The 15,087-nt window shown below is 52.6% G+C and carries 15 protein-coding genes; 8 read left to right on the top strand and 7 right to left on the bottom strand.

Features of this window, described 5'->3' with window-relative positions:
* The first annotated feature begins 54 nt into the window (after positions 1-54).
* The 5 genes from ftsZ to mutT all read left to right on the top strand — a co-directional run bounded on the left by ftsZ (position 55) and on the right by mutT (position 6,350).
* Positions 55-1,206, top strand: coding sequence for a cell division protein FtsZ (gene ftsZ, locus IB196_RS18485; RefSeq protein ID WP_003018753.1), 1,152 nt, complete (start codon positions 55-57; stop codon positions 1,204-1,206).
* Between the two features lie 100 nt (positions 1,207-1,306).
* Positions 1,307-2,224: a UDP-3-O-acyl-N-acetylglucosamine deacetylase gene (gene lpxC, locus IB196_RS18480; RefSeq protein WP_003018750.1), complete on the top strand. Its 918-nt coding sequence runs from the start codon at positions 1,307-1,309 to the stop codon at positions 2,222-2,224.
* A gap of 407 nt (positions 2,225-2,631) precedes the next feature.
* Positions 2,632-3,138, top strand: coding sequence for a secA translation cis-regulator SecM (gene secM / locus IB196_RS18475; protein ID WP_005124640.1), 507 nt, complete (start codon positions 2,632-2,634; stop codon positions 3,136-3,138).
* Positions 3,139-3,198: 60 nt separating this feature from the next.
* Positions 3,199-5,904 carry a preprotein translocase subunit SecA gene (gene secA / locus IB196_RS18470; RefSeq protein WP_149691215.1) on the top strand — a complete coding sequence of 902 codons (2,706 nt, stop codon included), beginning with the start codon at positions 3,199-3,201 and terminating at the stop codon, positions 5,902-5,904.
* Between the two features lie 56 nt (positions 5,905-5,960).
* Entirely contained in the window at positions 5,961-6,350 is a 390-nt protein-coding gene (gene mutT / locus IB196_RS18465) for an 8-oxo-dGTP diphosphatase MutT (RefSeq protein WP_188232460.1), read from the top strand.
* A gap of 98 nt (positions 6,351-6,448) precedes the next feature.
* Here the strand turns inward: mutT and yacG are convergent, their stop codons facing one another.
* From yacG to coaE, 3 genes are read right to left on the bottom strand one after another with little or no spacing between them, the layout of a single operon-like run.
* Positions 6,449-6,643: a DNA gyrase inhibitor YacG gene (gene yacG, locus IB196_RS18460; protein WP_005124648.1), complete on the bottom strand. Its 195-nt coding sequence runs from the start codon at positions 6,641-6,643 to the stop codon at positions 6,449-6,451.
* 9 nt (positions 6,644-6,652) lie between these two features.
* Complete coding sequence (gene zapD / locus IB196_RS18455; protein WP_005124651.1) at positions 6,653-7,396, bottom strand: cell division protein ZapD; 744 nt, start codon at positions 7,394-7,396, stop codon at positions 6,653-6,655.
* Positions 7,396-8,016 carry a dephospho-CoA kinase gene (coaE, locus tag IB196_RS18450; RefSeq protein WP_188232461.1) on the bottom strand — a complete coding sequence of 207 codons (621 nt, stop codon included), beginning with the start codon at positions 8,014-8,016 and terminating at the stop codon, positions 7,396-7,398. The genes zapD and coaE overlap by 1 nt, the downstream gene beginning before the upstream one ends.
* Positions 8,017-8,241: 225 nt before the next feature.
* On the opposite strand from coaE, the gene IB196_RS18445 reads away from it, so the two are divergent.
* Positions 8,242-9,285 carry a GMP reductase gene (locus tag IB196_RS18445; RefSeq protein WP_040229985.1) on the top strand — a complete coding sequence of 348 codons (1,044 nt, stop codon included), beginning with the start codon at positions 8,242-8,244 and terminating at the stop codon, positions 9,283-9,285.
* Positions 9,286-9,392: 107 nt separating this feature from the next.
* Here IB196_RS18445 and hofC read toward each other — a convergent pair whose 3' ends face one another.
* The 4 genes from hofC to nadC all read right to left on the bottom strand — a co-directional run bounded on the left by hofC (position 9,393) and on the right by nadC (position 13,537).
* Positions 9,393-10,595 carry a protein transport protein HofC gene (gene hofC, locus IB196_RS18440; protein WP_040229987.1) on the bottom strand — a complete coding sequence of 401 codons (1,203 nt, stop codon included), beginning with the start codon at positions 10,593-10,595 and terminating at the stop codon, positions 9,393-9,395.
* Positions 10,585-11,970, bottom strand: a complete 1,386-nt coding sequence (gspE, locus tag IB196_RS18435; RefSeq protein WP_188232462.1) for a type II secretion system protein GspE — start codon at positions 11,968-11,970, stop codon at positions 10,585-10,587. The genes hofC and gspE overlap by 11 nt, the downstream gene beginning before the upstream one ends.
* Before the next feature lie 9 nt (positions 11,971-11,979).
* Positions 11,980-12,417, bottom strand: a complete 438-nt coding sequence (ppdD, locus tag IB196_RS18430; protein WP_005124660.1) for a prepilin peptidase-dependent pilin — start codon at positions 12,415-12,417, stop codon at positions 11,980-11,982.
* A gap of 226 nt (positions 12,418-12,643) precedes the next feature.
* Positions 12,644-13,537, bottom strand: coding sequence for a carboxylating nicotinate-nucleotide diphosphorylase (gene nadC / locus IB196_RS18425; RefSeq protein ID WP_005124662.1), 894 nt, complete (start codon positions 13,535-13,537; stop codon positions 12,644-12,646).
* 87 nt (positions 13,538-13,624) lie between these two features.
* Here nadC and ampD point away from each other — a divergent pair, with 87 nt between their 5' ends.
* Both ampD and ampE read left to right on the top strand, forming a co-directional pair.
* Complete coding sequence (gene ampD / locus IB196_RS18420; RefSeq protein WP_005124664.1) at positions 13,625-14,188, top strand: 1,6-anhydro-N-acetylmuramyl-L-alanine amidase AmpD; 564 nt, start codon at positions 13,625-13,627, stop codon at positions 14,186-14,188.
* Entirely contained in the window at positions 14,185-15,039 is an 855-nt protein-coding gene (gene ampE, locus IB196_RS18415; protein WP_005124667.1) for a beta-lactamase regulator AmpE, read from the top strand. The genes ampD and ampE overlap by 4 nt, the downstream gene beginning before the upstream one ends.
* Positions 15,040-15,087: the final 48 nt, after the last annotated feature.

Raw genomic sequence — 15,087 nt, 5'->3', positions numbered from 1 at the left:
GAGACCGACGCACATTAACGGTCTCAGGCGACAGGCACAACGGAGAGAGAAACTATGTTTGAACCTATGGAACTGACCAATGACGCGGTGATTAAAGTCATCGGCGTCGGCGGCGGCGGCGGTAATGCCGTTGAACACATGGTGCGTGAGCGCATCGAAGGTGTTGAATTCTTCGCGGTGAATACCGACGCTCAGGCGTTGCGTAAAACGGCGGTTGGACAGACCATTCAGATTGGTAGCGGCATCACCAAAGGTCTGGGCGCGGGTGCGAACCCGGAAGTCGGCCGTAATGCGGCAGACGAAGATCGTGAAGCTCTGCGTGCAGCGCTTGACGGGGCAGACATGGTGTTTATCGCAGCAGGCATGGGCGGCGGTACCGGTACCGGTGCAGCGCCAGTGGTTGCTGAAGTAGCAAAAGATTTAGGTATCCTGACCGTTGCTGTCGTGACCAAACCTTTCAACTTTGAAGGCAAGAAGCGTATGGCATTCGCGGAGCAGGGTATCACCGAGCTGTCCAAACACGTGGACTCTCTGATCACTATCCCGAACGACAAACTGCTGAAAGTGCTGGGTCGCGGTATCTCCCTGCTGGATGCGTTTGGCGCAGCGAATGACGTGCTGAAAGGCGCAGTCCAGGGTATCGCTGAATTGATTACCCGTCCGGGCCTGATGAACGTCGACTTTGCCGACGTGCGCACCGTGATGTCCGAAATGGGCTACGCGATGATGGGTTCTGGTGTGGCGAGCGGTGAAGACCGTGCAGAAGAAGCGGCTGAAATGGCTATCTCTTCTCCGCTGCTGGAAGACATCGATCTGTCCGGCGCACGCGGCGTGCTGGTCAACATTACTGCGGGCTTCGACCTGCGTCTGGATGAGTTTGAAACCGTGGGTAACACCATCCGTGCCTTTGCATCGGATAACGCGACCGTGGTAATCGGTACCTCTCTGGACCCGGATATGAACGACGAACTGCGCGTAACCGTTGTTGCGACTGGAATTGGTATGGACAAGCGTCCTGAAATCACTCTGGTAACCAACAAGCAGGTACAGCAGCCGGTCATGGATCGTTACCAGCAGCACGGTATGGCGCCGTTGACGCAAGAACAGAAGCCGGTAGCGAAAGTGGTTAACGACAATACGCCGCAAACCACTAAAGAGCCGGATTATCTGGATATCCCTGCATTCCTGCGTAAGCAAGCTGATTAAGAATTAGCTGGAATTTGGGAATCTGCGCTCTTTGTGCTAAACTGGCCCGCCGAATGTATAGTACACTTCGGTTGGATAGTTAATTTGGCGAGATTATACGATGATCAAACAAAGGACACTTAAACGTATCGTTCAGGCGACTGGCGTCGGTTTACATACCGGCAAAAAAGTCACGCTGACGCTACGCCCTGCGCCGGCCAACACCGGGGTCATCTATCGTCGCACCGACTTGAATCCTCCGGTAGATTTCCCGGCCGATGCCAAATCTGTGCGTGATACCATGCTCTGTACGTGTCTGGTCAATGAGCATGATGTGCGGATTTCAACCGTAGAGCACCTGAATGCTGCTCTGGCGGGCTTAGGTATCGATAACATTGTTATTGAAGTTAACGCCCCGGAAATCCCGATCATGGATGGTAGTGCTGCTCCATTCGTCTACCTGCTGCTTGACGCAGGTATTGAAGAACTGAACAGTGCGAAGAAATTTGTCCGCATCAAAGAGACCGTTCGCGTCGAAGATGGCGACAAGTGGGCTGAATTCAAGCCGTTTAATGGTTTCTCGTTGGATTTTACCATCGACTTTAACCATCCGGCGATTGATGCCAGCACGCAGCGCTATGCGATGAACTTCTCTGCTGATGCGTTCATGCGCCAGATCAGCCGTGCGCGTACTTTCGGCTTCATGCGTGATATCGAGTATCTGCAGTCCCGTGGCCTGGCCCTGGGCGGCAGCTTCGATTGTGCCATCGTTGTTGACGATTATCGCGTACTGAACGAAGACGGCCTGCGTTTTGAAGATGAATTCGTTCGTCACAAAATGCTCGACGCGATTGGTGACTTGTTCATGTGTGGTCACAACATTATTGGTGCATTCACCGCGTATAAGTCCGGTCATGCATTGAATAACAAACTGTTGCAGGCGGTCCTGGCAAAACAGGAAGCCTGGGAATATGTGACCTTCCAGGACGACGCAGAACTGCCGCTGGCGTTCAAAGCGCCTTCGACTGTACTGGCATAATAACTATACACAAAATCATTCAAGTTGCATCAAGGCGGCAACTGAGCGAATCCTCAGGAACGTACGACCAGTACGTGACTGGGGTGAGAGAAGGCAGCCAACAAAGAGGCAGCTTGAAGGATGAAGTGTATATCTGTCGTATAAATTCGACTGGTCAATCTGGCACTCTCTCCGGCCAGGTGAGCCAGTCGTTTTTTTTATCCTCCGATAGCTCACCGTCTTTTTCGATGCGACTTTTTTCCCGCTGTCAGATTAAAATACAGCGCGATCGCTGCTTTCTTAAGCATATTTAACCACGGCTTGCTGTCATTACTGCTGTGGAGTGCGCGCTTTAATGATAAGATTTGTGCGCAAAAATCGTTTTGAATTTATAACCCCAAATGCAGGGTAGATCAGGTGGCACTAACGTGAGTGGAATACTGACGCGCTGGCGACAGTTAGGCAGACGGTACTTCTGGCCGCATCTCTTATTAGGGATGGTCGCGGCAAGTTTTGGCCTGCCCGCGATCGGTAATGCCGCTGAACCGAATACGCCCGCGAAAGCGACCGCCAGCAACCACGATCAATCCGCTAAGGTTAACTTTAGCCAGCTTGCTTTGCTGGAAGCCACTAACCGTCGCCCGAATTTTACTGTCGATTACTGGCATCAACATGCCATTCGTACGGTTATCCGCCATCTTTCTTTTGCCATGGCGCCTCAGGCGTTGCCCGTTGCCGATGAGCCATTGCCAATCCAGGCGCACCATCTTGCGTTACTGAATACGCTCAGCGCGATGCTGACGCAGGAAGGCAGACCACCGGCGACTGTAAGTCGCGTGACATACGCCCATTTCACTTCTCAGGCCGCGTTTAGCGTTCCGGTCTGGATCAGCCAGCTGCAGGGTATCCGCGCTGGTCCTCAACGCCTCAGCTAAAAAAGAACCTTCCAACTTATAATTTTTGACTCCGCATCGCGGGGCGTTTGAGATTTTATTATGCTAATCAAATTATTAACCAAAGTATTCGGTAGCCGTAACGAGCGTACGCTGCGTCGTATGCGCAAAGTGGTCAACGTCATTAACGCGATGGAACCGGAGATGGAAAAACTCTCCGATGATGAGCTGAAAGCGAAGACTGCTGAATTCCGCGCGCGTCTGGAAAAAGGTGCCAGCGTTGAAAGCCTGATCCCGGAAGCATTTGCGGTAGTCCGTGAAGCCAGTAAGCGTGTGTTCGGTATGCGTCACTTTGACGTGCAGCTGCTGGGCGGTATGGTGCTTAACGATCGCTGCATCGCGGAAATGCGTACCGGTGAAGGTAAAACCCTGACCGCAACGTTGCCGGCCTACCTGAACGCATTAAGCGGGAAGGGCGTACACGTGGTGACCGTGAACGACTACCTGGCTCAGCGTGACGCCGAAAATAACCGCCCACTGTTTGAGTTCCTCGGTATGACCGTAGGGATCAACATGTCAGGTCTGCCGGCACCGGCCAAGCGTGAAGCCTACAATGCCGATATTACCTACGGAACCAACAACGAATACGGTTTTGACTACCTGCGCGACAACATGGCGTTTAGTCCGGAAGAGCGCGTTCAGCGTAAACTGCATTATGCGTTGGTGGATGAGGTCGACTCCATCCTGATCGATGAAGCACGTACGCCGCTGATCATTTCCGGCCCGGCTGAAGATAGCTCGGAAATGTACAAGAAAGTGAACAAAATTATTCCAAACCTGATCCGTCAGGAGAAGGAAGATTCTGACTCGTTCCAGGGCGAAGGCCACTTCTCTGTCGATGAGAAATCGCGTCAGGTTAACCTTACCGAACGTGGTCTGGTTCTGATTGAAGAACTGCTGGTGAAAGAAGGCATTATGGATGAAGGCGAGTCGTTGTACTCTCCGGGCAACATCATGCTGATGCATCACGTGACTGCCGCACTGCGCGCACATGTGCTGTTCACCCGCGATGTCGACTACATTGTGAAAGACGGCGAAGTTATCATCGTCGACGAACACACCGGACGTACCATGCAGGGGCGTCGCTGGTCTGACGGTCTGCACCAGGCTGTTGAAGCCAAAGAAGGCGTAGAAATTCAGAACGAAAACCAGACGCTGGCTTCTATCACCTTCCAGAACTACTTCCGCTTGTACGAAAAACTGGCCGGTATGACCGGTACAGCAGATACCGAAGCGTTCGAATTCAGCTCTATCTACAAACTGGATACCGTAGTTGTGCCGACCAACCGTCCGATGATCCGTAAGGATTTGCCGGATCTGGTGTACATGACCGAAGCGGAAAAAATTCAGGCCATTATCGAAGATATTAAAGAGCGTACCGCAAATGGCCAGCCGGTGCTGGTGGGTACTATCTCCATTGAAAAATCTGAAGTGGTCTCTAACGAACTGACCAAAGCCGGTATCAAGCATAACGTGCTGAACGCCAAGTTCCACGCTAACGAAGCGGCAATCGTCGCACAGGCGGGCTATCCGTCAGCCGTGACCATTGCCACTAACATGGCAGGTCGAGGTACGGATATCGTGCTGGGTGGTAGCTGGCAGGCAGAAGTCGCCGAGCTGGAAAATCCGACAGAAGAACAAATCGCACAGATTAAAGCTGACTGGCAGGTGCGTCACGACGCGGTGTTGGCCTCCGGTGGTTTGCACATCATTGGTACCGAACGTCATGAATCTCGCCGTATCGATAACCAGCTGCGTGGTCGTTCTGGCCGTCAGGGGGATGCGGGTTCTTCTCGTTTCTACCTGTCGATGGAAGATGCGCTGATGCGTATTTTTGCCTCCGACCGCGTGTCTGGCATGATGCGTAAACTGGGCATGAAGCCGGGTGAAGCGATTGAACACCCGTGGGTAACTAAAGCGATTGCTAACGCGCAGCGTAAAGTGGAAAGCCGCAACTTCGACATTCGTAAGCAATTGCTGGAATATGATGATGTCGCCAACGACCAGCGTCGCGCAATCTACACCCAGCGTAACGAGCTGCTGGATGTGTCCGACGTTAGCGAGACCATCAACAGCATCCGTGAAGATGTCTTCAAAGCAACGATTGATGCCTATATTCCGCCGCAGTCGCTGGAAGAAATGTGGGATATCCCGGGTCTGCAGGAACGTTTGAAAAACGATTTCGACCTCGAGATGCCGATTTCAGAGTGGCTGGATAAAGAGCCTGAACTGCATGAAGAGACGCTGCGCGAACGTATTCTGGCCAACGCTGTAGAAGTCTATCAGCGTAAAGAGGAAGTTGTGGGCGCGGAGATGATGCGTCACTTCGAAAAAGGTGTGATGCTGCAAACGCTCGACTCCCTGTGGAAAGAGCACCTTGCGGCGATGGACTACCTGCGTCAGGGTATCCACCTGCGTGGTTATGCGCAAAAAGATCCGAAGCAGGAATATAAACGCGAATCCTTCTCCATGTTTGCCTCTATGCTGGAGTCACTGAAATATGAAGTGATCAGCACCCTGAGCAAAGTTCAGGTGCGTATGCCTGAAGAAGTCGAAGCAATGGAGCAGCAGCGTCGCGAAGATGCTGAGCGTTTAGCGCAGATGCAGCAACTGAGCCATAAAGGTGATGATTCTGCTGTCGCAGAAGAGCTGGCGGCACAGACCGGCGATCGTAAAGTGGGACGTAACGATCCGTGCCCTTGCGGTTCAGGTAAAAAATACAAACAGTGCCATGGCCGTCTGAGCTAAGAAAGTAACTTACTGAAAAGGCGCAGAATTCTGCGCCTTTTTTATGGACGATAAATATGAAAGTACTGCAAATCTCTGTGGGAATTATTCGTAATCCGCAACATGAAATTTTTATCACCCAGCGTGCGGCTGATGCCCACATGGCAAATAAGCTGGAGTTCCCCGGCGGAAAAATAGAAGCGGACGAAACGCCGGAACAGGCGCTGGTTCGCGAGCTACAGGAAGAAGTTGGGATTACGCCGACTCAAAGCTCATTGTTCGAAACGCTGGAGTATCAGTTTCCGGACAGGCATATCACGCTGTGGTTCTGGCTGGTTGAAAGCTGGGAAGGTGAGCCATGGGGAAAAGAGGGGCAGCCGGCGCAGTGGATTGCGCAGAGTGCACTGAATGTAGACGATTTCCCGCCAGCCAATGAACCGGTGATCAAAAAGCTGATTGCTGGCTAATGACGTTCGTAGGCCTGATAAGCGTAGCGACATCAGGCGAAACAGCATAAAAATGCCGGATGCGGCGTAGCCTTATCCGGCCTACCGTTTTTGTAGAATTACTTCTGCTCTTCGCTCCAGTCGTCGCTTTCCGACAAGTCGCCTGAGCTTGGGATACGTTTCTCTTCTGCGGCCCACTCACCGAGATCGATTAACTGGCAGCGCTTGCTGCAGAATGGGCGAAACGGACTGACTTCTGCCCACACGACAGCTTTACCGCAGGTTGGGCAGTTTACGATAGTTTGTTCAGACATCTTAACTCCTTAACAGCACGCCAGATCGAAATCGAGGCGCTCAGGCACCTGACCGTTCTCGCTATCCAGTGGCATAAAGCGAATGGCAAAGCGGCTCTTATGACCCGAGATTTGCGGATAAAGCTGCGAAGCGAGCGGCAACTGTAAACGCAGTAGGTCTGCATCATCGCCGTTGTCCTGGTAAAAACCATTCAGGCTGGTTTGCTTACGAAACGGTGCAGAGTTACGGATTAAATCCAACACCAGAGACAATGCCTGGTTGAGAGGATTCAGGCTGGCAAGCCAGGTTTCAACCTGCGCGTCGCGATGCGATTGTGGTAAATGTAACCAGATATGCAGGGTCGGCAGATCGAAACTGCAGCACCCGCCAGGAATGCTTAAACGCTGACGCACGAGGCCAATCAGACGATCTTCGCGCAGGGTTTGTCCGATGCGCGGGGCAGCAATCAGAATGCTGCCCGCACTTTTTAACTGCTGACGTAAAGAGTCGATTCTGCTTTGATCGACGCCGGGAACTTCAACCCAGGCCTGAAGTTTTCGCTGCTGTCTTTCCAGCTCTTTGAGGAGTTCAGTACGGACTTCGCCACGTTCAAATACATCCAGTAAATCTCCTACATTGCGGAAAAAATGCAGTGCGCCTGCGTGATCCACAATGGGCAAATTAATGGAGAGTTGCTGGATCAGAAACTCAATGCGCAGCCATGTACGCATCTTCTCATTGAGAGGGTGTTCAAAAAGGACCTGGGTGTGCATTACGGTTTTTCCTGTGAGACAAACTGCGACGCGAATTGCAAATAGAGCGCGTGCAGGCGGGCGACATCCGAGACGATAGCATCCGGTGTGTCATTATTATCAATAACATCATCTGCCACGGCAAGGCGCGCTTCACGTGTTGCCTGGGCAGCAAGAATATGTTCCACATGCTCACGCGTGACGTCATCACGCTGCATAGTGCGTCTGAGCTGTGTTTCGGGGGTAACATCTACCACGAGTACGCGATCGGCTTTTTTATACAGCGCGTTTTCCACCAACAAGGGGACGACCCATAACAGATAAGGAGAGGTCGCTTGCTGAAACTGACGCTGTGTTTCCTGCTGAATAAGTGGGTGGAGCAAGGCATTTAGCCATTTTTTCTCATCAGGATCGGAAAAAATGCGTTCGCGTAAAATTCGCCGCTGTAACGAGCCATCCGCAGCAATAACGTCGGAACCAAAATGTTCTGCAATTGCCTGTAGGGCAGGCATGCCGCGTTCGACCACCTGGCGCGCAATGATATCCGCATCAATCACGTTTATTCCGAGGTCAGCGAATGCATTTGCAACGGTACTTTTACCACTGCCAATGCCGCCGGTTAAGGCTACCGTATACCTCATAGATGCAGATCCTGGAGTTTTGGTTTGATTATCAAACAGTTAAAAATTAAGCATGCGAAGGCGAAGCTGATGCAGGATTAACCTACTAATCGCCAGGTAAATTTATGGGATTGTAGCGTAAAAAAAGAGAATTTCGCAGTCTTGCGCGGCATTGATTAGTGCGTATGATAGCGTCACTGGAGTTGTGAGTTTCGATTTTTCGCCATTAACCCCAGGAATCCGCACATGCGTATCGAAGAAGATCTGAAGTTAGGTTTCAAAGACGTTCTTATCCGCCCTAAGCGTTCTACTCTCAAAAGCCGTTCCGATGTTGAACTGGAACGTCAATTCACCTTTAAACATTCAGGTCAGACCTGGTCAGGCGTGCCGATTATCGCCGCGAACATGGACACCGTTGGGACGTTTGCCATGGCAACGGCGCTTGCCTCCTTCGACATCCTGACCGCTGTGCATAAACACTATTCTGTTGAAGACTGGGCCGCTTTCATTGCGGACTCCTCTGCCGATGTACTGAAACACGTGATGGTTTCAACCGGGACGTCGGACACTGATTTCGAAAAAACCAAACAGATTCTGGCACTGAATCCAGCGCTGAACTTTATCTGCATTGATGTGGCAAATGGCTATTCAGAGCACTTTGTTCAGTTTGTGTCGAAAGCACGTGCGGCCTGGCCGACAAAAACGATCTGTGCTGGCAACGTGGTCACCGGCGAGATGTGTGAAGAACTGGTGCTTTCCGGTGCTGATATTGTCAAAGTGGGCATTGGCCCAGGTTCTGTATGTACCACCCGCGTAAAAACCGGCGTTGGCTATCCGCAGCTTTCTGCCGTCATTGAATGTGCTGATGCAGCGCACGGCCTGGGTGGCATGATTGTCAGCGACGGTGGCTGCACAATGCCGGGTGATGTGGCAAAAGCGTTTGGCGGTGGTGCGGACTTCGTGATGCTCGGCGGTATGCTGGCCGGCCATGAAGAAAGCGGCGGTAAAATCGTTGAAGAGAACGGTGAGAAATTCATGCTGTTCTACGGTATGAGCTCTGAGTCTGCTATGACGCGCCATGTTGGTGGTGTTGCTCAGTATCGTGCCGCTGAAGGTAAAACCGTTAAGCTGCCGCTGCGTGGCCCGGTTGATAACACCGCTCGTGATATCCTTGGCGGCCTGCGTTCTGCCTGTACTTATGTCGGTGCATCCCGTCTGAAAGAGCTGACCAAACGGACAACCTTTATTCGCGTACAGGAACAAGAAAACCGCGTTTTCAATAGCCTGTAAGAACAGATCGTACTGTTAAACGCCTGATGGCGCACAGCTTATCAGGCCTACGCTCATGCTCAGTGTAGGCCTGATAAGGCGTTTATGCCGCCGTCCGACATTTAAATTTATCCCACACCACTCATTGCATCTCCCAGATGAAAAATCGGTAAATACATTGCCACAACCAGCGTACCGATAATCAACCCCGTAATGACAAGCAAGGCTGGCTCAAGTAATGACGCCAAATTTTCGGCCTGAGACAGTGTGTACTCGCTGTGATGTCGGGCGAGGTTTTGCAACATCGCATCCAGAGAGCCGGAAACTTCACCGGTTCTCACCAGTTGCAAGCAAAGTGGACTAAATTCACCGCTATTTTTAAGCGCCAGCCATACCGGCTTCCCGGCACTGATATCGTGATGCACCTGTGCCAAACGTTGTGACCAATAAGGGCAGTTAAGGGTTTCGGTGACACTTTCCAGACCTTGCAGAAAGGGAATGCCCGCGTTTTGTGTTAATGCCAGTACGGTGAAGATCTGTGTGAGTTTTTGTCCCCTGACCATCGGCCCGATGATGGGGAAGTGCAGCAGTATTTTCTGGCGCAGAATAAGCCAGTAGGGTTTCTGCTTTATCAACCCGTATGTTGTTCCCAGCACCAGGCAGAGCAACCCTGCCAGCCATCCCCATCGACTGCTGTAGTGTGCCGCGACCATAATCCACTGAGTGAGCGCCGGTAGCGGAGTGTTGAACGTGCGATAGATAGCGGCAAATTCAGGTAACACAAAATGCAGCATCGCCAGCACGACCATTATCGCCATGGCAAGAATGATAATGGGATAGCGTAGTGCTTTTTTTACTTTATCCGCCAGTTGCTGTTGGTTTTTTTGCTGACGGGCAAGTTCAAAGCAGCAGTCGTCCAGTTTGCCCGTTAGTTCTCCGGTACGGATCATTGCCTGGTACAGTGGGGGAAATACGTGTTGCCACCGCGAAAGCGAGGCTGACAGCGCAATGCCTTGTTCCATGTCATAAGCCAGCGTGCGCAGTAATGCTTGCCACTGGTTGCTGGGATGCTGTTCAGCGAGCAGAGTTAACCCAGCGGAAAGCGTCAATCCCGCTTTAAGCAATGTCGCCAACTGGCGTATGGCTTCGGCACTGTTTGCTCTGCTCCAGTGCGAGGTTTTAATGCGCATCCGGTTAATGCGAACCGGTGTAATTTGCTGTTGTTCGAGCACAAACAGGAGCGATGGTCGGGTATCAGCCCACAGCATCCCTGCTACAGGCTGGCCTTCGTGGGTTATGCCTTGCCAGCGCCAGAGGTGTTTAGTTGGCATGGGGCGTGCCCAGTACGCGGATCAGTTCTTCAAATGTCGTTAACCCTTGTTCCACAGCCTGACAGCCATACTCGAAAAGAGTACTCATGCCCGCTTGCTGAGCATCTGATTCCACAACGTCTGCCGATGAGCCATCGGCAATACGTTGCCGCAACGCAGGCGTAATGGGCAGAACTTCAAACAGCGCGGTTCGACCATAAAAACCGTGATAGCAGTGTTGGCAACCGGGTGCCTGCCAACGTGGTAGTGGCGTGGGCCAAAGTGTTGCCGGGAGTGTTATGGGAGTATCAAGTCGTCGCCGACAATGTGGGCATAATTTTCTGACTAATCGCTGCGCAACAATTAATGTCAGCGCGGAGGCAATCATCCAGCGTGCCACCCCCATTTGCTGCAGGCGCACCAGCGTTTCAGTGGTCGAATTGGTATGCAGCGTCGAAAGAACCAAATGACCGGTTTGTGCGGCTTTTAGGGCAATCTCAGCTGTTTCGCCGTCGCGGATTTCGCCTACCATAATAATGTCGGGATCCTGGCGCAGTAGTGCACGTAATACACCCTGAAAATTAAGCCCGGCGCGGGGATGAATTTGAGTCTGGTTAAGACCGCCGATCGGGATCTCTACCGGATCTTCCACGCTGCAAAGATTCACCTGCGGGGTGTTTCGGGTTTGTAGCGCACTGTACAGGGTAACCGTTTTGCCGCTCCCGGTCGGCCCGGTGACCAGAATCAAACCCTGTGGCTGCTGTAATGCTTGTGAAAACGCAGCCAGCTGTGCCTCATGCATGCCCAGTGCGTTGACTTCCAGCGTTTGATTAACCTGATGAAGCAGGCGTAGCACTACTTTTTCACCCCATCGGCAAGGCAGCGTGGCGATGCGAAACGAAATGGGGTCACCTGAAATCTCCACGGTAAATTGCCCATCTTGCGGGAGTCGGTGCTCGGCAATATCCAGACTGCCTAATACCTTTAATCTTGCAGTGAGAGCAATGCCCATCTCGGTTGTGACTTCCGGTAAAACATGCAGTACGCCATCCACACGTATCCTGACCCGGTAGTGATTCTCCGCAGGTTCAATATGAATATCAGAAGCCCGTTGTGCCAGAGCGGATTGGAACGTCTGATGCAGCAAGTCTGCGGCGCTGGCGCTGCTTTTAGTGACCACTGCCGGGAGCATTTTGCGTGGCGTATGCGTGTGGCCTTCCATTTGCTGGTGCGTCCAGCAAACAATGTCGATGCGTCGGGTAGTCGCAAAATGCAGTGCGTCCAGCAGCTCGTGGGATGGGGCATCCACGACGGCGATGTGCACCACTTCATTATCTGCATCCAGTAATATGGCCTGATAACGCTGGCACAGCGCCGTAAGTTGGGTGGTATTCATCTCTTTTCCTTAGTTGGCATCAAAGCGAAAAACGTCTTCGCAAGCCTGTTGCAGCGCGCTGTCATTCTGGATAGCGCAGTTGCGATTCCAGCCCGTTATGCCGTTGGCGTTGTCCCAACCTGGCGTCATGGTGATGCTTAGCCCATTCAGACTTTCCTGCCCAGTGAGGCTGACAACGCCTTTTTCCACGCTCATGGCGGAGAGATAGCGGGTGGTGGTCGCAGAGGGGATGCCATTTGTTCCGGCATCACAGGTTTCTGTTCCGCCGTGCTCCAGCGCGCAGAGTTCGACGGCAGTACGGTAGGGGACAAAGGTTTGTAGCATGTCTGTCAGCGCAGCTTTGCGTAGATAGTTTTGATAAGCCGGAATGCCGATGGCGCTAAGAATGGCAATAATGCCAATGACCACCATGAGTTCGATAAGCGTGAAGCCTCGTTGTTTGTCCATTGTTGATTTGCTCCTTGAGTTAGCTGGCGCTACTTTGGCAAATCGAAGGGATTTTAGGCGAGGGGCAAAAAATAGAACGAGAAGGCCGGTTCAGATGAATGTTACGAAATTACAGAATCAGACAACGTATTTGCGAAGACGCTCGAATAAACTGCCGATCGGCGGCGTATACGGCTGGGGCTGTAGGCCCGATACGCGAAGCGCCACCGGGCAGAACAATCAGCGATTAGCGAAAACGCATCGAGAGGTCGAGTGCGCGGACATGTTTGGTCAGTGCGCCCACAGAGATGAAATCCACGCCGGTTTCCGCGAATTCGCGCAGCGTTTCATAGGTGACGTTACCTGATACTTCCAGACGCGCCTGGCCGTTGGTACGTTTGACCGCTTCGCGCATTTGGTCGGTTTCGAAATTGTCGAGCATGATGATGTCCGCCCCGGCTTTCAGCGCATCGTCCAGTTCATCCAGACTTTCCACTTCTACCTCAACCGGCACGTCCGGGTGCAGCCAGAAGGCTTTTTCCACGGCCTGTTTCACCGAACCGGAAGCAATAATGTGGTTCTCTTTAATCAGGAAGGCGTCAGAAAGACCTAAACGATGATTCGCACCGCCGCCGCAGAGCACCGCGTATTTCAGCGCCGTACGCAGCCCAGGCAGAGTTTTACGCGTATCCAGCAGTTGGGTTTTTGTCCCGGTCAGCAGGTCGACGTATTTACGCACTTCACTGGCAACGCCAGACAGAGTTTGCACAAAGTTGAGTGCGGTACGTTCGCCGGTCAGCAACACGCGGGAAGGGCCGTCCAGTTCAAACAGCGGCTGATTAGCCTTAATGCTGTCGCCATCTTCAACATGCCAGGTGACGCTGACATCATCGCCAGCAAGCTGAATAAAGACCTCTTCCACCCAGCGTTTCCCACAAAAAACACCCTCTTCGCGGGTGATTACGGTAGCGTGGGAGCGCATGTCTTCGGGTAAAAGCTGTGCGGTGATATCGTTATTGGCATCAACTTCTCCGCCTAAATCTTCGCGCAGCGCCTGGGCAACCGCGGTAGGGATATCGAGATTTATGCGTTCCAACAGCGCGTCACGTCGGTAGTCAGGGTTATAGCGGCGAGGCGGCATGATAAAACTCCAAATTGCTAACGAATCATAAGGTAGAAACATGCTACCCTGAACCTGATATGAGCACCACCAATAAGGAGATTCTGCATGTTGTTAGACGAGGGCTGGCTGGCAGAGGCGCGACGCGTTCCCTCTCCTCATTACGATTGCCGCCCGGATGACGAAAACCCTTCTCTGCTGGTGGTGCACAATATCAGCCTGCCACCCGGTGAATTTGGCGGCCCATGGATAGACGCGTTATTTACTGGAACAATTGATCCCAACGCCCATCCTTTTTTTGCACAAATTGCCCATTTGCGCGTTTCTGCCCATTGTCTGATCCGCCGTGACGGTGAGGTCGTGCAATATGTTCCCTTTGACAAACGTGCCTGGCATGCAGGCGTCTCCTGCTATCAGGGGCGTGAACGCTGTAATGATTTTTCAATTGGTATTGAGCTTGAAGGTACGGATACGCTGGCTTATACCGATGCGCAGTACCAGAAACTGGCTGCCGTGACAAACACCCTGATTACGCGTTATCCGGCGATTGCCAGTAACATGACTGGGCATTGCAATATTGCGCCCGAACGGAAGACCGATCCTGGGCCATCTTTTGACTGGGCAAGGTTTCGCGCCCTGGTCACCCCCTCGTCACACAAGGAGATGACATGACGCTGTTTACAACATTACTGGTGCTGATTGTTGAGCGCTTGTTTAAGCTGGGCGAGCACTGGCAGCTTGATCACCGGATTGAGGCTTTTTTTCGGCGGGTTAAGCATTTCTCTATGGCGCGAACATTAGGAATGACCATTATTGCGATGGCTGTGACATTCCTGCTGCTGCGTGCGCTGCATGGGCTGTTATTTAATGTTCCGCTGTTGGTGGTGTGGATTTTAGTTGGTTTGCTGTGCATCGGCGCTGGCAAGGTGCGCCTGCATTATCATGCCTACCTGAATGCGGCTTCACGTAATGATGTGCACGCCCGTGAGGCGATGGCCAGCGAATTGACGCTGATTCATGGCGTGCCGCCGGACTGCGATGAACGAGAGTTTCTGCGGGAGCTACAAAATGCGCTGTTATGGAACAACTTTCGCTTTTACCTGGCGCCGTTATTCTGGCTGATTGTCGGTGGTCCGTGGGGACCGGTGACGCTGGTGGGGTATGCTTTTTTACGTGCCTGGCAGTCCTGGCTGGCGCGCTATCAGACGCCGCACCAGCGTCTGCAATCGGGTATCGATGCGATCCTGCATGTGCTGGACTGGATCCCGGTGCGCCTGGCGGGCGTGGTCTATGCGCTGTTAGGACACGGCGAGAAAGCGCTGCCAGCCTGGTTTGCATCGCTGGCGGATATGCATACTTCGCAGTATCAGGTGTTGACGCGTCTGGCGCAGTTCTCGCTGGCGCGCGAGCCGCATACTGATAAGGTCGAAACGCCAAAAGCTGCCGTTGCAATGGCGAAGAAAACCTCGTTTGTGGTGGTGGTGGTCATTGCGCTGCTGACAATTTATGGCACGCTGATCTAGCGATTGTTGCCGGATGGCGGTGTAGCCGCCTTATCCGGCCTGGCGCAT

Source organism: Citrobacter sp. C6_1 (assembly GCF_014596835.2).
GTDB classification, from domain to species: Bacteria; Pseudomonadota; Gammaproteobacteria; order Enterobacterales; family Enterobacteriaceae; genus Citrobacter; species Citrobacter pasteurii.
This window is presented reverse-complemented; position numbering and strand designations above follow the sequence as displayed.